The sequence below is a fragment of the Acinetobacter genomosp. 15BJ genome (genome assembly GCF_000400715.1).
Taxonomy (GTDB): Bacteria; Pseudomonadota; Gammaproteobacteria; order Pseudomonadales; family Moraxellaceae; genus Acinetobacter.
This window is the reverse complement of record NZ_KE007345.1, coordinates 202,334-222,736: the sequence shown is the minus strand read 5'-3', so window position 1 is coordinate 222,736 and position 20,403 is coordinate 202,334. Positions and strand designations below refer to the sequence as shown.

At 41.1% G+C, this 20,403-nt stretch carries 17 protein-coding genes; all 17 read left to right on the top strand.

Features of this window, described 5'->3' with window-relative positions; all coding sequences use genetic code 11:
• The first annotated feature begins 2 nt into the window (after positions 1–2).
• The 17 genes from F896_RS18210 (at position 3) to F896_RS18290 (ending at position 20,403) form a co-directional block, all read left to right on the top strand.
• Entirely contained in the window at positions 3–4,157 is a 4,155-nt protein-coding gene (locus F896_RS18210) for a vWA domain-containing protein (RefSeq protein WP_016162284.1), read from the top strand.
• 1 nt (position 4,158) lies between these two features.
• Positions 4,159–4,731 (top strand): type IV pilin protein, encoded by a 573-nt coding sequence (locus tag F896_RS18215; protein ID WP_016162283.1) that lies wholly within the window; start codon positions 4,159–4,161, stop codon positions 4,729–4,731.
• Positions 4,731–5,165 carry a type IV pilin protein gene (locus tag F896_RS18220; RefSeq protein ID WP_016162282.1) on the top strand — a complete coding sequence of 145 codons (435 nt, stop codon included), beginning with the start codon at positions 4,731–4,733 and terminating at the stop codon, positions 5,163–5,165. The genes F896_RS18215 and F896_RS18220 overlap by 1 nt, the downstream gene beginning before the upstream one ends.
• 374 nt (positions 5,166–5,539) lie before the next feature.
• Positions 5,540–6,187, top strand: coding sequence for a GspH/FimT family pseudopilin (locus tag F896_RS18225; protein ID WP_016162281.1), 648 nt, complete (start codon positions 5,540–5,542; stop codon positions 6,185–6,187).
• Entirely contained in the window at positions 6,184–6,672 is a 489-nt protein-coding gene (gene pilV / locus F896_RS18230) for a type IV pilus modification protein PilV (RefSeq protein ID WP_016162280.1), read from the top strand. Before F896_RS18225 ends, pilV begins: the two co-directional genes overlap by 4 nt.
• 1 nt (position 6,673) lies before the next feature.
• On the top strand, positions 6,674–7,699 hold the full coding sequence (locus F896_RS18235) for a PilW family protein (RefSeq protein WP_016162279.1): 1,026 nt from the start codon (positions 6,674–6,676) through the stop codon (positions 7,697–7,699).
• On the top strand, positions 7,696–8,448 hold the full coding sequence (locus F896_RS18240) for a pilus assembly PilX family protein (protein WP_016162278.1): 753 nt from the start codon (positions 7,696–7,698) through the stop codon (positions 8,446–8,448). Before F896_RS18235 ends, F896_RS18240 begins: the two co-directional genes overlap by 4 nt.
• A gap of 12 nt (positions 8,449–8,460) precedes the next feature.
• Positions 8,461–12,969, top strand: a complete 4,509-nt coding sequence (locus F896_RS18245) for a pilus assembly protein (protein WP_016162277.1) — start codon at positions 8,461–8,463, stop codon at positions 12,967–12,969.
• Between the two features lie 124 nt (positions 12,970–13,093).
• Positions 13,094–13,528 (top strand): type IV pilin protein, encoded by a 435-nt coding sequence (locus tag F896_RS18250; protein ID WP_241333868.1) that lies wholly within the window; start codon positions 13,094–13,096, stop codon positions 13,526–13,528.
• Positions 13,529–13,691: 163 nt separating this feature from the next.
• On the top strand, positions 13,692–13,949 hold the full coding sequence (rpsP, locus tag F896_RS18255; RefSeq protein WP_004660208.1) for a 30S ribosomal protein S16: 258 nt from the start codon (positions 13,692–13,694) through the stop codon (positions 13,947–13,949).
• Between the two features lie 16 nt (positions 13,950–13,965).
• A complete protein-coding gene (gene rimM / locus F896_RS18260; RefSeq protein ID WP_016162275.1) occupies positions 13,966–14,514 on the top strand; it encodes a ribosome maturation factor RimM in 549 nt (182 codons plus the stop codon).
• Between the two features lie 45 nt (positions 14,515–14,559).
• Complete coding sequence (trmD, locus tag F896_RS18265) at positions 14,560–15,300, top strand: tRNA (guanosine(37)-N1)-methyltransferase TrmD (protein ID WP_016162274.1); 741 nt, start codon at positions 14,560–14,562, stop codon at positions 15,298–15,300.
• Positions 15,301–15,494: 194 nt separating this feature from the next.
• On the top strand, positions 15,495–15,866 hold the full coding sequence (rplS, locus tag F896_RS18270) for a 50S ribosomal protein L19 (RefSeq protein WP_004803988.1): 372 nt from the start codon (positions 15,495–15,497) through the stop codon (positions 15,864–15,866).
• A 137-nt stretch (positions 15,867–16,003) separates the two neighbouring features.
• Positions 16,004–16,897, top strand: a complete 894-nt coding sequence (gene truB, locus F896_RS18275) for a tRNA pseudouridine(55) synthase TruB (protein ID WP_016162273.1) — start codon at positions 16,004–16,006, stop codon at positions 16,895–16,897.
• An 11-nt stretch (positions 16,898–16,908) separates the two neighbouring features.
• Complete coding sequence (locus F896_RS18280) at positions 16,909–17,682, top strand: sulfite exporter TauE/SafE family protein (RefSeq protein WP_016162272.1); 774 nt, start codon at positions 16,909–16,911, stop codon at positions 17,680–17,682.
• A 157-nt stretch (positions 17,683–17,839) separates the two neighbouring features.
• A complete protein-coding gene (gene mdcA, locus F896_RS18285; RefSeq protein ID WP_016162271.1) occupies positions 17,840–19,519 on the top strand; it encodes a malonate decarboxylase subunit alpha in 1,680 nt (559 codons plus the stop codon).
• The gene (locus tag F896_RS18290; RefSeq protein ID WP_016162270.1) at positions 19,519–20,403 is read left to right on the top strand and encodes a triphosphoribosyl-dephospho-CoA synthase; all 885 of its coding nucleotides are present in this window, start codon (positions 19,519–19,521) and stop codon (positions 20,401–20,403) included. The genes mdcA and F896_RS18290 overlap by 1 nt, the downstream gene beginning before the upstream one ends.

Sequence of the window (20,403 nt, the reverse complement as noted above, 5' to 3'; positions counted from 1 at the left end):
ATATGAAAATGCTAAAAATAGAAAAAGTTTGCCAAGATGATGCACAAAAGATGCAAGGGGAAAATTGGGCTAATCAGTTTAAAGTCAGTACGATTGCGGCTGCAATCACCTCATTGATTTGTGCAAGTGTCCCAAGTTATGCTGCGGACTTGGAAATCTATAAGATTCCAGAGGATAGTGTGGGTTCGACAACATTAATGCTGATGTTGGATACTTCTGGGAGTATGTCATGGAATATGGGGAATACAAACACTGCCAGTGCAGGAAATAGCCGTTTAGATATTCTAAAAAAGGGTCTAAATGATGTTTTGCAAGGGACAGCGACCATACCACGCGTAGATGGTAAAATCGTAATGGGGTTATCTGATTTTAGCGGGGACACTGGACGAGTTTTAGTTCCGGCAAAGGCTCTAAGTACATTAACTGGTGGGCAAATTGCTGATGGTTTATATAAGAAACCACTTTGGCAAAGCTATAATAAAAAAATCCAAACAGGAACGGATCGTCAAGGACGACCAACTTATACTAAAACACCCTATTACAATTCCTGTACCAGTTGGGATGCAAGTAATGATAATTGCTTAGCATGGAGTGGAGAAACGAAAGATAAACCTTCCGGTTATAAAACATCAGGTTATAAAACAGATACGAACACTACCTGTACTTATGGTGATTATTCGGATTGCTTGTCGATTTGGTCTGAACGTATAAAATATCGAGATGAAACACACCGTGATATATTGATTACAGCCGTTAATAATTTACAAGCAGGAGGTGGTACACCAACACCCTATGCTTATGCCGAAGCCGCTGCATATTTAATGGGACAATCACCGTTAATGGTCCGCGATGTGAACAATGCTCCTATTTATTTAAATCTGACAGGGGGGAACTCTAATTATTGGACAGCCTGCAGTGCTTTGAATACAGGAAAAACAGATTGTTCAAGTTGGAATAATGGATGGGTGACTACTGCTTATAATGTTTCTGGTCTAACTAAAAAATCGTGTTCTGTATACGCAAATGGTTCGAATTGGTCTGGGAATTGTTATTACGCAACCGGAAATGTTGTTATGCCTAATAAATATTCTGGTTTTCCCCAATCTGTGGCTGAATCAAAAGATGGTGACGTATATGCAGCACCTACATCGATAACTGCACAGTTAGGAACAAGTGAGACAGCTAGGGCAAAACGAGAATGTAGTGGACAAGGGGTTTACTTTTTAACCGATGGTGAGCCAGAGCCTAATGGTAGTGCTCCAGGAACTGATGGAAAAAGTGGTACTGCATACGATTTGATGAGTAAAGCTCTGGGTAATAAAGGTGACTTATTCAGTTGTAATAATAGCCAGTTAGGAAAAAGAACCCCTTATAAGAATAGTTCAAACTCATGGACTTGTATTGGAAACTTTGCAGAAAGCTTATTAACATCAACAAAAAACCCTGTTGGTTTAGAGATTAAGACAGCTGTTGTCGGTTTTAGTTCGAGCTTTAGCAGTAATACAAATAATGATGTAAATGATGCAAAAGATTGGGGTACGTTAGGTAAGGGGAAATGGTATGTTGGAACTAACTCACAAAGTGTCGTAGATAGTATTAATAATTTCATTAATGAAATTAATAAAGATATCCCGAGTATGAGTACGGGTTCCTCAACGGTTCCAATCGATACATTAAATCCTGAAATTATTCAGCCGCATGCTTACTTTCCTCAATTTGAACCCAAAATTAAGCCAGAAGATTCTCAACAATTATGGTTTGGAAACGTTAAAAAATACTATGTTGTTAATAATGGCGTATATTCCAATGAAAATGGGGGGGCGAATTATACAGTAGTTAAAAAGAGTGTCTTACAAGATCTAATCGATATTTGGGCAAAATCAGGTATTAGCTATCCTGATAATACTCCGATTTATAAAAAAGGGGGATTGTTAAGCCAGCAAATATTAGGAACTCAAACGACAACAAGTAATGGTAGTACCACAACATCTACAGGACGTAAAGTCCTGACGGATTATGTGTTTGATGGAACCAAAAGTGCTGATAACCAGATCAGTCGTAATTTTGATTTAAACCAAATTCGTTATACTTATACTACAGATCGGACAACTCAAACAGATGCGGCTCCAAAAGTCAGAGGGCTGATGGCACTGTTGGGGTATAACATTAGCGCTGACACCGATACAAATGGTTTAGACCTTACCAATACAACAGCAAACTTACGTCAAATGGGAAGTGTCTATCACTCATTGCCTGTACTTCTGACTCAAGAAGGTAAGGCGGTTGCAACTCGGAATGCAACTACAAACAAGATCCAAATTAGTACAGTTGGTCGTAAAGATTATGTGATGTTTGGTACAACACAAGGTCTGCTCAGTGTTGTAGATGCCTCTTCAGGTATCGAGAAATTTAGTTTTGTTCCAAGTGAAATGATTGAAAAGCAGTCTGAGACATTTAAGGAGAATGCAGGAAATCTAGTTGGTGGTAAAAATGCTCTTTACTATGGAATGGATGGTGAATGGGCTGCGCACACTATTTATGTGACTAAACCTGATGGAACGCTGACTGTAAGTGGGGCTGTACGTAATGTTGTGGGCGGAACAGCTGAAGATAAGGAAAATCTAAATGGTAAGCAATGGGTATATGGTGGTATGCGTATGGGTGGGCGTAGCTATTATGCACTAGACGTAACTGATATTGATAATCCAACACTTAAATTTCATATTGATCCAAGTACAGGTAAGGTATATTCCAAAGCCAATCCAGCTGGTAAGGCATTTCCTGTAATTGAAAACATGGCACAGAGTTGGTCTAAGCCAAAATTAGATTATGTGAACTGGAAAGGTAAGCGTAAGTTAGTGATGTTTGTTGGGGGAGGATACGATGCTGGCGGTGATGATGGCGATGGTTTGAAATCAAATGGTATCCGTACAGGTTATGCTGGTTATGAAAACTATAATTATGATCAGACCAATAAAAAAGGTGCAGGCGTCTATATGTTTGATGCCAATAATGGTGACTTACTTTGGTATGCAGATTCAAATGCTTCAACTGATGATAATACTCCACCAGCTTCAGATGCAGGCAGTTCAACGACAGAGGCTATTCCGCATTTAGTTAACGATGATTTAAAGTATAGCGTCGTTAGTGAAATAAAAACTGTTGATCGCAATAACGATGGCATGGTTGATCATATTTATTTTGGTGATCTAGCTGGACAAGCTTTCCGTGTAGATTTTGCCCGAAGTTCAACAAAATTTATCACTCAATCGACTAAAATTTTGGATCTACATCAAACAACAACCGCAAAAATTGGTAAAAGTCCGCGTTTTTATTTACCGCCTGTTTTTACGGCACATCATAGCGCAGCTCGTAAGGAAGGAGCTGATGTGGTTATTGCGACTTTTGTGTCTGGAAATAAAAGTTCACCACTTCTAGCAACAACTGATTCGTCACTGACAACAGGGCAACGTGATTCCGATAATTTGCAATATGATGGTGTCTATGCAATTTATGACTATGATATCCATCCAGATGGAACTTTTTTTCCGAATACGAATAAAGGGGCTAGAACTTTAGCCGCTACAGATGCGACTACAGCATCGACCTCCCAGTTAAAATATATTAGTAATAGTGATGTTGCTCGTAATGATACCGACGCTACTCTTGTAAAAGGGGCTTTGGCAAATTCATCAACAGGTTGGGGCGGGTGGTATTATCGTTTTGATAAAAAATTTAGTGAAACAGGAATTAATCGAGAAAGTGCAAATGCTGCCATTATCAAGGGGCTAACACCATTGATTGCAATGGAAGGAAGTTTGTATGTCACAATGTATGATGCTTCGAATAACGGTACATCTTCAAGTTGTGGTGCAGGGGTGAAAGGCCATAGTTTTACTCAGCGTTTATGCTTGCCAACAGGGGTTTGCGGTCAGGATGCCAACTATATTTATAACTTAGGTGCAGGTATTGTAAATCTTAATGTAGGATCTATTGATGGTGGAAATAGAAAATCAATTATCGTACCTGATCCTGCAGATATTGGTAAAGGTTGTGTAGGTACTGCTTGTCAAACAGATAAGAAATTCCTTACAGCGGGTGGTGATTTACGCTTTATTCCAAATCGTTGGTATGAGCGCTATGCGAAGGTTGAGTAAAATGATAAATGTAAACCTACCAGCATTTCAGCATCCGAATAAATTCAATCGAGGTTTTACCTTGATTGAATTGATGATAGTTCTTGTTATTGTTTCAGTTTTTGTAGCAATTGCTATCCCGAGCTATCAATATTTTACTCGCCGTGCTGTGGCAGCCCAAGCACAACAAGAAATGTATAAAATCGCCGAGCAGTTGGAACGGCATAAGCTAAAAAATTTTACTTACCGTGGGTTTAATGCGCGATATTTATATCCCCAACCACCATCTCCGAGAGTGGATAGTTTTGTAGTGATAACACAAACTCTTTCCTTACCATTGGAAAGCAGCAGTCCGCAATATACACTCAGGATTAAAGATGGTGGGAGTGCAAATCCTTTACTTACAGATGCCGGAGCATTGGGGCAGAGTTGGGTGATTACTGCAACGAGCAGTGAAATAAAAAATTTCTCGTATTTGTTAACAAGTACAGGAGTTAAATGCAAAACACTTACTCCTGCAAATATCAACATAAATCCTGGAACAAGCACACCTCCAAATAAAGTTAATTGTGGTGTGGGCAGCGAGGACTGGTAGTGAATAATAAATATGGATTTACCCTTATTGAATTAATGATTGTTGTCGCCATAGTTGCGATTTTGGCGGCAATTGCTTATCCGTCATATCAGCAATACGTCAAAAGAACAAAACGGGCAGATGCACAATCTGAAATGATGTTGATTGCACATACACTTAGTCAGTTTAAAGTGACTCGAGGAACTTATACTGATGCTACATTGACTGGAACATTTGGAGTATACGGAAGTTCGGTAACACCGAGATCTGGAGCGCCATTATATGATTTAACACTTACGACGACAGCATCTACATGGACATTAACAGCCGCCCCTAAAACTAATGCGGCGCAAATGGGTGATGGAAGTATTGTATTAAATTCTTTAGGCCAAAAATGTTGGACCAAAGGTTCTAGTTGTACTCCTACCGCTACTTCAAATTGGGATGGGCGTTAACGTTTGATAGTCTTCTAGTACATAAAAAAAGCAAACCTCAGTGTTTGCTTTTTTTATGTATCTCCTTTTGTGAACTATTTAATATTTTTAATAACAATAATTAATGAATGTGACTCATTTATCATTTATCTGTCCTTACCTACCTTTTATCTCTTAAAGGTGGATTTAAGTGCATTTTAGACGGAAATTGGTATTAAACATGAAAACAATCACGAAAATAACGTTCATCTTATTAATATAACGATTTGATTTTACTGATTTAAAATTAAAGACCTGTAAAGGGTTTGTAAAAATAATTTGTAAAATCAATGCTTAATAAAAAATTAATCAAAATGTTCGTTAAAACAAAAAGATTTGTGCATATGGAGGACTGTATGCAACAAGCACATGATGACTTACAGTCTCGCGCTACAGTTACTCGTCTTGCGATAGGATCGAGTGTTGTTCAACTCCATCCGTTCAACTTCGAGCGTAGCTCTCCATCTTGCGCTCAGACAAAGCATAGCTTTGTTCATCTTCGTACTCGAAGCCTAGCTTCTCGTCTTGCGATAGGATCGAGTAATACTCGACTGTTTCCTATCTCAGGATTTACGTTGGTTGAGCTCATTATCACGATCGCTGTTTTAGCCATCATTGTTTTAATGGCAGCTCCTTCATTTGCAACCATGTATAGCCGACAAAAGCTTGAGTCTTCAGCACGTGAACTGGTGATGAAAATTTCAGAAGCTCGTAGTCAGGCTGTTTTGTTGAGACAAAGTACAGGAGTCTGTCTCGCGTCTTTATCAGAAGATGATTGTGCAACTGCAATTGCAATTCCAAAAGTGGAAACACAACGAATCTTTATTGCACGTTTAGATAATGGTGTGACCAATGCCAATACCTCCTCGACCAATCTTAGCTTTAGACGAAATGGCAGCCTTGCTGCACAAAAGAATTTTATTTTAGAACGGAAAAATCTTTCTTACTGTATTCAGGTTGGGGTGATTGGCGATACCACAATCAAAGAAGGAGCTTGCACATGAATATTCAAAAACAGAAAGGTGTTGGGCTCGTGGAAGTATTGGTTGCTCTTGTTTTATTGGCAATCAGTGTATTGGGTTTTGCTGCTTTGCAGTTAAGAGCAATTGATTCCAGTTTTGAAGCGAATAAACAGGTCTTGGCAACCACCATCGCGCGGGATCTTGCAGAACGTATGAGAGCGAATCCACAAGCAACTCGTGCAGGAAAATATAAGGTTAAAGCAGTGGAAGTTCCTAAAACTGATGTTTCAACTGTAGCAGATAAACCTGAAAACATTGCCCTACAAGATTTACAAAATGCGGCACTAGAAGCAAAAAACAATGGGATGAACCTTGCCATCGATCAGTGCCCGACTGGAAATAATCGACAATGTATTTATGTCGCTTGGGATGAAACCAATCTAGCAGGTGATCAAGGCATTGCAGCATGTATTAAAGACGGTGCTTATGTTTCTGGATCACATTGTTTGTTCTTGGAGGCATATTAAAATGGAAATAGGTCTCTTAAATCTAAAACATAGTAAGGGTCAGGCAGGATTTACCCTGATCGAGCTGATGATTTCACTGACATTGGGTTTACTGATAGTCGCTGCTGCGATTCAACTTTTCATTACGGGAATCACCAGTTATAAGCTACAAAAAGCAATGGCGCATATCCAAGACAATGCCAGTCTGGGTTTAAATTTCATTGTGGATGATATTCGTAAGGCCAATCTCAGTTCACCCATACCTGCGATTAATGATCAAACAAGTTATGCAGGAATTTTGCTCAGCTCAAATAATGTGGGTGAAAAAATTGACCTGAATTGTACGGATTGTTTCTCGAATAATCAGATTGCTAGTTTTGGTAATGCCAATGTTACTGGACTAACCAATGACCAATTGCTGATTCGCTATCAGGCACCTCAAGGTGGGATTGATTGCTCGGGACAGGATGTTGCAAGCGGAACTTTTGTGGTACAGCGTTATTATGTTGGTTCGACCTCAACGGATGCACGTCAATCTTTACGTTGTCAGGCTGCACAATATACGCAAGCAGTACTTGATAGCAAAACCACAACAGATCGTTTGAAGCTCGCTTGGAGTACAAGTCAGGTGATTTTGCCGAATGTGGATCTTTTCCAAATTCGTTTGGGATATATGGATGGAGATCTCAACAGTGCGAACAGTATGTTGGCCTATACGGATGTTAAAAACTATATGGCTTTGACGGCCGCCAAAAAGAATGTAGATGGTGTAACACAGACGGTTCGTCCTTATGTTCATGCGATTCAAATTGGCGTTTTAGTTCGCTCTGATGATAAAACCGGCAATCAGTCAGTCATTAAACAAAGAAATAAAGAGCCATTCCAGATTCTTGGAACAAAAGTCAATCTCACACCAGCTTCTCAGGATAACTATTTACGACAGGTCGTTGATCAAACGATTGCTTTAAGAAATGCGATGGGGTGGGTTTCAGAAGGCTGTGACAGTAGTAAAAGCACAAGCTGCACAAATGGGGGGGCTGGCACATGAGGTATGCTCAACGCGGTTCAACATTGATCGTTGTATTGATGATCGTACTGATGATTACGATAGTTGGAACACTGGCGATTCGTCAAAGTATCAGTTCACTCAAATTGGTGAGTAATCAACAAATACAGGCGCTCTTGGCACAAAATGCAGATGCGGCATTGATGTATTTTCAAGATCCAAATACGCAGCAGAATTTGGCTTCGGCCAATGGCGTTGTCGGGTTCTTTAAAAATGAAAATAACAAAAATGCGGAACTGGTGTTTTGTTTCTCGGGTTCAGAACCATTTGCATTAAGTAAAGCGGCTTACCGCTTAAATAGTACGACTTTTGAGCCGATAGCAACCAATAGCGGTGCTTGTAAAGTTGATCCTAGCAATGCCACGAATGATACAGCATCTCAGTCGAGTGGTCGTAAACAGGTGGTTACACAGGTTTATATTAAAAGAGAAATCGGATCTACAGTTCCTTTTGCAGATTTGTCCCGTGGGACAGAGGTGTTGGGTGCAAAAACTGAAAATAATATTCGCTTACGTGTCTATGTTGTATCTGTAATGCAGGGCTTACTCACCTCTGATGCTTTATTTACCGCAGATAACGATATTAAAAAGGGCTGTTTAACCAAAAGTATTGATAACAACGGCGCAAATGATGTTGCGACCTGCTTAAAACAAAATACAGAAAAACCGATATATAACATACAAGTCGCAGAATATCGTTTCTTGTCTGACTTTGAACCTTCGAGTTCATAAGGGAGAAAGGTCATGAATAATAATAAGATAAAAAATCAGATCAAACATGAGCGTCTACAAGAACACAGAACCAAAGCATTATTGTTGAGTTGTACGATCGCATCTAGTTTTTTGATTTTTTCATCAGTGGCTTCTGCCAGTGATATTGAGATTTACCAACCAGCAGCAGGCAATAAAAAACGTCTCATGTTGATGGTCGATCAGTCTCGTAGTATGGGCGGTGCAGGTCTTTTGGACTTGGTGAAAGATTATCCCTTGTGTATCGATCAAGGGGTTACCGATGTACTTGGCAAAAATGGTTTGAATTTGGGGATTAAGGTTGCGGGTCAGACGGATTTAATTAATGTGACCAAAGAGGCGACTGATCTGATCAATAAAGCTATTTTAAAAGGTTTACTCGGCAATGGACAAGGTCAAGGACTTCTTGATTCGATTGCTGAAATTAAAACAGAACAGCCCAGTACAGCTTATCCCTTTCCTCGCCAATCTTGTACGGTAGTCACTACGGATGCGACGGTTAAGTTATTAGATAACTTACTCAATGGTTTATTGGGAGTAAAAACAGGTTTATCTGCTGAACAATATATTCGTGAAACTTGTGATCCGCTGATTGATATTAGTTTGCTTAAATCGATTACCAATTCATCTACGGTAGGAATTTATCGCTGCTATGATAAAAATTCACGTGTTCGTATGGCGCTCACTGATGTTCTGAAAGGTAAAAAGGGTGAGGCTGGTCTGCCTGATATAGATCAAATTCCTGATAGCACCATGGTCGGGTTATCTATTTCACCTTATAACCAAACCGTGAATGATCGTGCTGGTGCAATTGTATTTGAACCCAAATTACTTAGTGATACTTATTTGTATAACGGGAAAACCCAGACGCATCGCCAGCATATGATTGACTATATCGCTAGTTCAAATATGGATTCAAAAGGTGAGTTCAATTTGCAAAGCTTACTCTCGATTGTACCGAAGCTAGTCAGTGGTTTGTTGAATGATGTGGTTGCCACCCTAGGAAAAATTTTAAGTAATCCACTTGATGCGGTGAGTGAATTATTGAATTTGGAAAATACCAATAATGCCTTAAATGATGTGCTTACCATGTTGGGACTTGGTGGCAATAATCCAATGGCAAGTACCTATGCGGAAACAGGCGCCTACTTGTTGGGGAACACTACCAAGGGGACAGGTGCAAGACAATATGCTAAACGTAATGCTTTATTAGGGCTTGGTGGGATATCCCTGCTATGGACTGATTATGAGTGTAATGCTTGGAAAGCCGATGGTATGACTTGTGCTGATTGGAAATATGCAGGTCTGTTGGGGGCAAATACCAGTGGTTATAAAAAAGTCGATGGGAATTTATTAAACTTGTTAGGCATTTTACAAGTGGGTAAGCAAGAGATTTTCTATGAATATCGTGCCGATGTAGATGCGAAATATAGTGGTTTTAGTGATAGCCAAAAAAATAATAGCAGTATTAATCCATTGATTAAAAGTAATGCTAATTTTTATCAAGCGCCATCGACAGCGCCGCAATGTGATGCCAATGGTTTAATGGTGATCGCAGGTGGAGTACCAACCATTGCACCGACTTTAACAGACTCTTTATTGCAACCTCAAGGTAGTCAGTCAGATGCAACCAAAGTTGCGATGGAACGCTTGATGGCACGTTCTCTGGATAATAGTCAGACTCTAAGTGTGCAATATAAAGATGGACGTTTGAATGATAGTTGGGGATTTAGATGTAATTCCACAGATTTGAGATCTACGACGTTAGGAAATAATAAAAACTCAAATGATAATACTGATTTTGCAACATGGCAGTGTATTGGTGCCTATGCACGTGACATTCGGGCATTAAAAGCCAACCCAATTAAAACCGCAGTGATCGGTTTGGATCGCTCATTTTTACAACTTCCAGCGTATATTGCGGGACAGGAAAATAGTACTGATACCAAAGGCCTAACTCAAATTTCAAGTACCAATGTGGCACAGGATCAACTGTTAACAGGTATTGTACCGAAAGCAGTGCGTGATTTACTGGGCGCCACGGGTGCACTTTTAGATGGTCTATTGCCAAATAGTTTGATCGGCAGTGGTTTAACCACAGGGATTACCAGTCTGTTAGACCGTTTATTACCAAGAAATCCAGAAGATATTAAAAATATGGCACGTTGGGGCGTGATCGGTGGTGGTGGTTGGTATAACGCTGCGAATAGCCAAAATATTGCACAAAGTATCAAGGATTTTCATGATGACTTAGGTGTGACAGATGGCGACCCAATTGGTCTGCAAACACTGCCTGAAGACCCACTTACACCATATCGGATGAGTAATGAAGTTTATAAAAGTATGTTTGAACCAACGGAAAAAGCCAGTTGGTTTGGGAACTTTAAAAAGTATTATGTAGAAACCGATAATTCTATTAATAAGCTCAAAGACGCATGGGATGCCAGCTCAACAAGCTACGATGTACAAGATTGGAATAAGGGAGGGGTACTGGCCAAACTTAAAAATTTAAAAAATAAGACGGATAACTCGGATCCAACTAAACCGATTATTACCGAGCGTAAAGTATTGGTTAACCGAGATTGCCAACAAATTGGAAATACGACAACGTATCAATTTACAGAAGTAGGTGGGTTGAAAACGGTTGATAAGAAATATTTAGATATCCAATGTGGTTCTGGAAGCTCTGCTTTTACAGATGCAAAAGGCTATTTGTTAATGAACTTGTTGGGCTATAACGTAGGCAATGCCGCATCAACAGCTGATTTGACTGAAGCGAATCGGACCAACTGGCAAGTAGGCATGAATCTACATTCAACTCCGATTAAATTGACACAGGAAGCCATTTTTAATACAGACAATAGTGTGAAAGAACGCAAAGACTATATGTTGTTTGGCACAACTCAAGGTCTATTACATGTCGTTGATGCCAAAACTGGTGAGGAAATATTTGCCTTCGTACCGAATGAGATGCTGGAAAATACGCAACAAAGTAAAGCATTTTTGGAAAAGCCATCAGGTGTAAAGGCCAATATGGCCTATGGGATTGATGGTGCATGGACGATGTATAGCGAATATGTCTATGGCATGAAAGCAGTGAGTAGCGGCAGTACCAGTAGTGAGGCTATTGCAACGGTTGGTGAGATTAAAAAAGACAGTAAGGTTCTCGCGAAAGGGAAGCAAATGGCTTATGGTGGTTTACGCATGGGTGGACGTAGCTACTATGCTTTGGATTTAGGTGATATCACTCAGCCAAAACTAAAATTCCACATCGATCCAGATAATAACCGAATTATTAGTCTACAAGCGAATGGGACCTATAAAACTACAACTAATGCCGCATTAGCTTCCATGGGGCAAAGTTGGTCTAAACCGACGATCACCACCATTATGTATAAAGGCGCAGCAAAACGTGTGATGTTGGTGGGTGGTGGTTATGATATGGAGTATGAAAAAGTCGTTCCAACGATTACCAGTGCAACCAAAGGTCGGATGATTTATATGTTTGATGCTGATAATGGTGATTTGATTTGGTATGCAGGTGGAGATAGCCAAACGACCTCATGTAATCCAGATGATGCGAGCTATGGATTGAAAATGAAAGATCTATACAGCGTTGTGAGTCGTATCAATGCGGTTGATCGTGATGGAGATGGTATTACAGATCACCTGTACTTTGGTGATCTTGGTGGGCAGGTTTGGCGGATTGATCTAACTAAAGACTTTGGTACAAAAGTTGGTAGTTGTGGCGGTTATAGCGTGTTGTTCAAGGATAGCAATAGTCGCTTCTATGAAGCACCAAACTTTAGCGTATACGGCTATGAACAACCGCTTGCAGTGGTCAGCATTGCGTCAGGAAATCGTAGCCTTCCATATAGTGACAAGGCTTCAAGTAGTACGATTTACAATCTCTTTGATCAAGATGTAGTGCGTAGAAATTTCACCGTTACCAGTAATGCTACACCAAAACTGTTAATCACAGACCTTAAAGCAATGCTGACAGCGAATGATTTGAAAGGAAAAAATCTGGTTCAAGTCAAAGCGATGCTGCCAAATGGTTGGTATGTACAGGCCAATAGCATTGTTGGGAAAGAGCTGGATGCACAGGGCAAAGAGGTTAATCTCACCAATCAAACAGGTAGTAAGGTTTTAAGCGAGATGGTGGTGATGAATAAGAGCCTTTATGCAAGTGTCTATAATCCCAATACGACTATAGGCAATGGTTGTAAAATTCAGGCCAATGGCGCGACCACAGTTCAACGTTTCTGCTTACCGTTCGGTGTTTGTGAACAAGATGTCAAAGACGTGACGATGAGCTTTGGTGCAGGGCATGGGATTGTTGATTCGATGGTGGGTGCTGGAATTGGTCTAAGTGACAAAAATGGTCTGACACGCCAGTTACTGAATCCAAATGCAACAGATAAAATTGGCAATAGTAAACTTCCAATGAATACCATGCGTCGTCAATTAGTGCCACTCACTTGGTATGAACGTAATGAATAAAATGCAGTTATGTCGATGTGTGGCTTCGGAAGTGGTAAGACCTCGTGTTTCTTATCACTTCCGACCAAGCACTTGTCCTTGTGTAACGAGGAAACATTGCACAGGTTTTACTCTAATTGAACTGATGATTACGGTTGCAATCGTGGCAATTATTGCTGCGATTGCGATTCCGAGTTATGACACCTATATCCGCCGTGCAGACTTATCTACAGCACAACAAGAAATGCTTAAAGTTGCAGAGCTTTTGGAAAAACATCGAGCACGAAATTTTAGTTATGATGGTTTCGTGCTGAAAGGAACCGCGACGAATCAAGGCGCTTATTACACAGTACCAAGTGCGACCAACACCACCTTGCTTCTACCTTTGAATGCAAGCAATGGCAATCAAAAATTTACGCTAACGTTGACTGTTAACGCTCAGGCATGGTCTTTAAAAGCTGTGAGTCAAAGCCCGAGAAATTATTCCTTACTGATGACCAGTGCGGGCTTTAAATGTAAGACCAAAACAGCAGCTAATATTACTGCATCAAGTTGTGGTAATGAGACAGAAGACTGGTAACTCAGCAGATTTTATAAATTAAATTCAGAGCTGTGGATAACCCGAAATTTAATCTTTCTTTCAAAGCAAATATAACGTAGAATATCGCCCTCTATGAAAGGGGTTTGAAGTGTTGCCGATGGTCGGTGCAGGGATAATCCGTAAAAATTATAAGGTTGTTCTCATGGTTGTTATTCGTTTAGCGCGCGGTGGTGCAAAAAAACGTCCATTCTATCAAATCATTGTAACTGATAGCCGCAATGCACGTGATGGTCGTTTCATTGAGCGTATTGGTTTCTTTAACCCAACTGCACAAGGTAAAGCTGAAAAAGTTCGTTTAGATGCTGACCGTTTTGCTCACTGGGTTGCACAAGGTGCTCAACCTTCAGATCGCGTTGCTTCTTTAGCTGCTCAAGCTAAAAAAGCTGCAACTACTGCATAATTGTAGTAGGTAGCCCATGACATCGACACAGAATGTGCCAGAAGATCGTATTCAGATTGGACAGTTACGTTCAGCTTATGGATTGAATGGGTGGCTCTGGGTTTACTCTAATACAGAACCTATGAGCAATATGTTTGACTACCTTCCTTGGTACATTGAAACCAAGGCAGGTTGGCAAACTATTGATGTAAAACGTTGGAAACCACATGGCAAAGGCTTGGTTGTTGCATTAAAAGACGTGAATGATCGTACTGGTGCAGAAAATCTGGTTGGCGCGAATATCTGGATTGCCAAATCTCAGCTTCCAAAAGCAGATGTAGACGAGTACTACTGGTCTGATCTTAAAGGTCTAACGGTGTTAGGTCTTGATGATCAAGAACAAGAAGTCAATCTCGGTCAAATCTACGAACTGTTTGAAACAGGTGCCAATGATGTCATGGTCGTAAAAGCGACGCCTGATAGCATTGATGCTGAAGAGCGAATGATTCCTTGGCATAAAGATGTGGTACAACGCGTTGATCTTGAAGCTGGTCGTATTTACGTCAATTGGGGCGTAGACTACTAATCCTTTCGGGGAAGGTAGCGCAGCAGGAAAATAAAGGAGTCTGCGGTGTTTTTTGCAGTCATCACATTGTTTCCTGAAATGTTTGAAGCGATTACAGCGCACGGGATTAGCGGGCGTGCAGCAAAGCGTGACATCGTGCAAGTGACTTGCATTAACCCACGAGATTTTGCTGAGGGCAACTATAAACGAGTGGATGAACGTCCGTTCGGTGGTGGTCCTGGTATGGTGATGATGGCTGAACCTTTGGCACAAGCAATTACCCATGCTAAACAACTTGCAATGCAAGCAGGCTGTGTTCATGCGCCAGTGGTGTATATGTCACCGCAAGGCAAAACCTTAAATGAACAGGCAGTACAACAATTCGTTGATTATGATGGTTTGATTGTATTGTGTGGGCGTTATGAAGGGGTCGATGAGCGTTTAATCCAGCATTATATTGATCAAGAATGGTCAATTGGGGATTACGTATTATCGGGTGGTGAACTTCCTGCCATGGTATTGCTCGATAGTATTATTCGTCGATTGCCAAATGTCATGTCTGACGAGCAATCTGCGATACAAGATTCTTTTGTAGATGGTCTATTGGATTGTCCACAATATACCAAGCCTGACTGTTTCGAAGGGTTGGATGTGCCTGAGGTACTTAAATCAGGACATCATGCCAATATTGAAAAATGGCGTTTTTTGCAGCGTTATCAACGTACTTTAGACCGTCGACCAGAGTTGGTGGAAAAAGTGGAGTTGAGCAAACAGCAAATTAAATGGTTAAAAAATTCAAAAGGTTAAACTGGTATCAGTTTGTCTTTGCACCCAACGAGAAGCTTTGCTTCGAGTTCTACTTAAACCTAGTTTAAGTTAAAAATAGGCTCTTTAAGGCAATTTTGCCCTAAAGGGAAAGTTAAACGGGAGATATGCGCTTTAGCCTCTATTCCCAGCGGTGTCAGAGACCTCTTCTCTCCCGCACATATTGGAGATTCCACATGAGTGGTAAACATCCTTTAGTTCAAGCTGTTGAAAATGCACAGTTAAAATCAGACATCCCTGCTTTTGCACCGGGCGATACAGTTATCGTTCAAGTTAAAGTAAAAGAGGGTGAACGTGAACGTCTTCAAGCATTTGAAGGTGTTGTAATCGCGAAGAAAAATCGTGGTTTGAACTCTGCTTTCACAGTTCGTAAAATCTCTAGCGGTGTTGGTGTTGAGCGTGTTTTCCAAACTCACTCTCCAATCGTTGCTAAAATCGAAGTGAAACGTCGTGGTGACGTTCGTCGTGCTAAACTTTACTACCTACGCGAGTTGTCTGGTAAAGCTGCACGTATTCGTGAAAAGTTACCAGCTCGTAAACAAGGTTAATTTTAACTTTGTTGTAAAGCAAAAAAATGCGCCTTTGGCGCATTTTTTTATGTCTGTTTGCGGCTAAAAGCCAATCCTTTTTTAAATCCTAGGCCGAGTTTTGCTAAAATAGGCCTTTATGCTTTGACTTTTCTTTTATGAAAAAAAGTTCTTATCGCCATTTAAGCGGTGTTTTCCTATTAAATAAACCTTTAGGTTTAAGTTCTAATTCTGCCCTACAGAAAGTGCGTCGACTTTTTAATGCGCAAAAAGCAGGACACACAGGGGCGCTCGATCCATTGGCGACAGGTTTATTGCCGATCTGTTTAGGTGAAGCAACCAAGTTTTCACATTATTTATTGGAATCAACCAAACGTTATCAAACCACGGTCAAATTGGGGCAGACCACAGCGACAGGTGATGTTGAAGGTGAAATTCTTCAGCAGAGAGAAGTACCGGCTTTAACAGAAGCATATATTGAGCAAGTTCTGGCACAGTTTCGTGGTGATATTCAGCAAGTGCCACCGATGTATTCGGCCTTGAAACGTGATGGTCGTCCACTTTATGAGTTGGCACGTAAAGGCATTGAGATTGAGCGTGAAGCACGTCCAGTGACCATTTATAACTTAAGCTTGCTTGGCTTTACTGAAGATAGCTTAACGTTGGATGTGACTTGTTCCAAGGGGACTTATATTCGTGTCTTAGGTGAAGATATTGGTGAAGCTTTGGGTTGTGGTGGGCATTTAACCCAATTACACCGTACCCAAACAGGGCATTTTGAGCTTAATCCAAGCTATACCATTGAATATTTAGAAGGTCTTTCGCTCGAAGAGCGGGATGCATTATTGCTGCCAGTCTATGCGCCTGTTGAGCATTTTCCTCGTGTGCAATTGCCTGAAGGCCGTGAAAAGTATTTTGGTAACGGTCAGGAAAGCAATATCGATCATGAAGCTGCAGCTGAAGTGTTGGTTTTTGATGGTGAACGTTGCCTAGGTTTGGCTGAAATCACGGATAAAAAACGTCTAGTACCAAAACGCTTGTTAAATCTATAAGGGTATCGCCAATGGAATGGGAACTGATTCTAACACTGGTGTTCTTTGCATTTTGTGCGGGAACCATTGATGCTGCCGTAGGTGGCGGTGGTTTGATTCAGATCCCAGCCTTGATGGGGGCTTTACCACAAACTGCACCTGCCACCTTATTTGGAACCAATAAACTGGCCTCCATTTGTGGCACAGGTTCAGCAGCATTTTCATTTGTGCGTCGGGTCAAATTGCAATGGTCACTACTCGGTGTGATTGCACTATTTGCTTTTATCAGCTCCTTTATTGGTGCGGCGTGTGTATCGTTAGTACCAACACATATCTTAAGACCAATTGTTTTGGTCATGTTGATCGTGATTGCGATTTATACCTTTATGAAGAAGCAATTTGGGCAAGTGCATGTCGATCAACAAATCACGCCTAAGTTACTGATACTGGCTGCGATTGGTAGCTTAGCCATTGGTTTCTATGATGGTATTTTTGGTCCAGGGACAGGCAGTTTCTTTATTTTCTTTTTCATTCGCTTTTTACAGGTCGATTTTTTACATGCTTCGGCATTGTCAAAGATTGGTAACTTTATGACCAATCTGGCAGCGCTGAGTTTCTTCATCCCAACAGGGCATGTGTTGTTTGCCTTGGGACTGATGATGGCGGTTGCCAATATTGCAGGATCATTATTGGGTGTGCGTTTGGCTCTAAAATACGGCAGTGGCTTTATCCGTATTTTATTTTTGATTTTAGTGAGTATCTTGATTTGTCGATTGGGCTATCAGATTTTGAGCGGAGCATCGTAAATATTTTAATAGATAAGGGTTGAAGTCCTGCGATCACAGTTATTACTGAATAACCATTAACTTCAGGTTAATAATTAGCACTGTAGGTTGATTGATCAAAATTCCATAAAGCGCTTTTATAGATTCAGAATAAAACTGTGATCTATAGGTAATACACATGGAAGGCTCAGTTCAGAATAAAGAACGGTTATGGACAAAGCGGCGTCATGCGAAACAGCTAAAGCTGGACATGGCAAACCAATATACCGATGGTGTGATCATTCCAACTCAAGACATTATTAAAGTCTTGGAAACATTGATTACACCGGGTGATAAAGTTGTCCTCGAAGGCAATAATCAAAAACAAGCAGATTTTTTATCACGCTCTTTGGCACAAACCAATCCAGATGTTTTGCATGATCTGCATATGATCATGCCGAGCGTAGGTCGTTCAGAACATCTCGACCTATTTGAGAAAGGTATTGCTCGCAAATTGGATTTTTCTTTTGCTGGTCCACAGAGTTTGCGTATCAGCCAGCTGATTGAAGATGGGTTATTAGAAGTTGGTGCGATTCATACCTATATCGAATTGTATTCACGCCTGGTGGTCGATCTCATTCCAAATGTGGTGTTATCGGCGGGCTTTATGGCAGACTGTCAAGGCAATATTTACACGGGTCCAAGTACGGAAGATTCTCCTGCACTCATTGAACCTGCGGCTTTTAGCGATGGGATTGTGATTGTACAAGTTAACGAACTGGTCGATGACGTTTCAGAGTTACCACGTGTCGATATTCCTGCTTCCTGGGTTGATTACGTGGTTGTGGCGGATCAGCCTTTTTATATCGAACCACTATTTACTCGTGATCCAAAACATATTAAACCCGTTCATGTACTTATGGCGATGATGGCCATTCGTGGGATTTATGAAAAGCATAATGTACAGTCTCTCAATCATGGCATTGGTTTTAATACTGCGGCAATTGAGCTGATTTTACCGACCTATGGTGAGTCTTTAGGGTTAAAAGGAAAAATCTGTAGAAACTGGACACTGAACCCTCATCCAACTTTAATTCCAGCAATTGAGACAGGTTGGGTAGAAAGCGTGCATTGCTTTGGTACCGAACTCGGTATGGAAAAATATGTCGCTGCTCGGCCAGACGTTTTTTTTACTGGCCGTGATGGGTCATTACGCTCCAACCGCATGATGTGTCAGCTTGCAGGTCAGTACGCAGTTGATTTATTTATTGGTGCAACGTTGCAAGTCGATGGTATGGGACATTCTTCGACTGTCACTAAGGGGCGTTTGGCTGGTTTCGGTGGCGCGCCGAACATGGGGCATGATCCTCGTGGCCGTCGTCACGATACCCCTGCATGGCTAGATATGCGATTGCAAGGTGCGAATGAAACGGAAACCTATTTGGCACGTGGTAAAAAACTGGTTGTGCAAATGGTCGAAACCTTTCAAGAAGGTGGAAAACCAACTTTTGTGGAACGTCTTGATGCGATTGATGTTGCTAAAACAGCAGGTCTACCTTTAGCACCGATCATGATTTATGGTGATGATGTCACGCATTTACTCACCGAAGAAGGCATTGCTTATTTATATAAAGCAAGTAGCCAAGAAGAGCGTCAGGCCATGATTGCTGCTGTGGCAGGCGTGACCAGTATTGGCCTAAGCCAAGACCCTAAAACTACGGCACGTTTAAGACGTGAAGGTTTAGTGGTATTTCCAGAAGATTTAGGTATTCGTCGTACCGATGCAACACGTGAGCTGTTAGCTGCAAAAAATATTGCCGACTTGGTGACATGGTCAGATGGTCTATATCAACCCCCTGCAAAATTCCGGAGTTGGTAATGATGGCACAAGTTCAATATCAAATACTCAGCAATAGTCAGCTTTTAGCTGAGTTCGCTGTAGAAGCGTTGATTGACGAAGTAAATCTGACACCAAAACCAGCCTTGGTTGATCGCCGTGGCAGTGGTGCTCATGATGACCTGACACTGGAATTAATGGAGCGCTCTGCAAAAAGTTTACAGCCCATGTTCAAGATGATGGCTCAAGCCGCAGTGCATCACGGAAAAGTTTGTTTAGCTTTGCGTGAAGAGATTGGTGAAATTGGTCGTCAGGGCGAAAAGGCTATGATGTTGGCGACAGATGGCGTCAATACACATCGCGGTGCAATTTGGGCCTTGGGTTTAATGGTGACTGCGGCAGCATTGGCACGTACCAATCAACAATATTTATCGGCTGTTGAGCTATGCCAGTTAGCAGGTCAGATTGCTCAGCTTGCAGATCGTTTTATTCCTGAGCAGGCATTGAGCCATGGTCAGCAGGTACAGAAAAAACTAGGCATCTTAGGTGCAAAAGAACAGGCACAACAAGGCTTTCCAACGATTGTGAATTTTGGTTTAAAGCAGCTTTATCAAAGCCGCAGTCAACCTATGAAAGAAGAGTTCGCTCGCTTAGATAGCTTACTTGCCATGATGACTAATTTGACCGATACCTGCGTGCTTTATCGCTCGGGCAAACAGGGTTTAAAGCGTATGCAACAAGGGGCACAGCACGTACTCGATTTGGGTGGCAGCTCAAGCTTGAACGGTCGCCGTGCTTTGCATCTTTTAGAGATTGATCTACTTCGGATGAAAGCTTCTGCTGGCGGTGCCGCAGATTTATTAGCCGCAACTTTGTTTATAGATCGTGTAGCGCAATCATCTTTAAAGAATAAACAGGGATTTTGA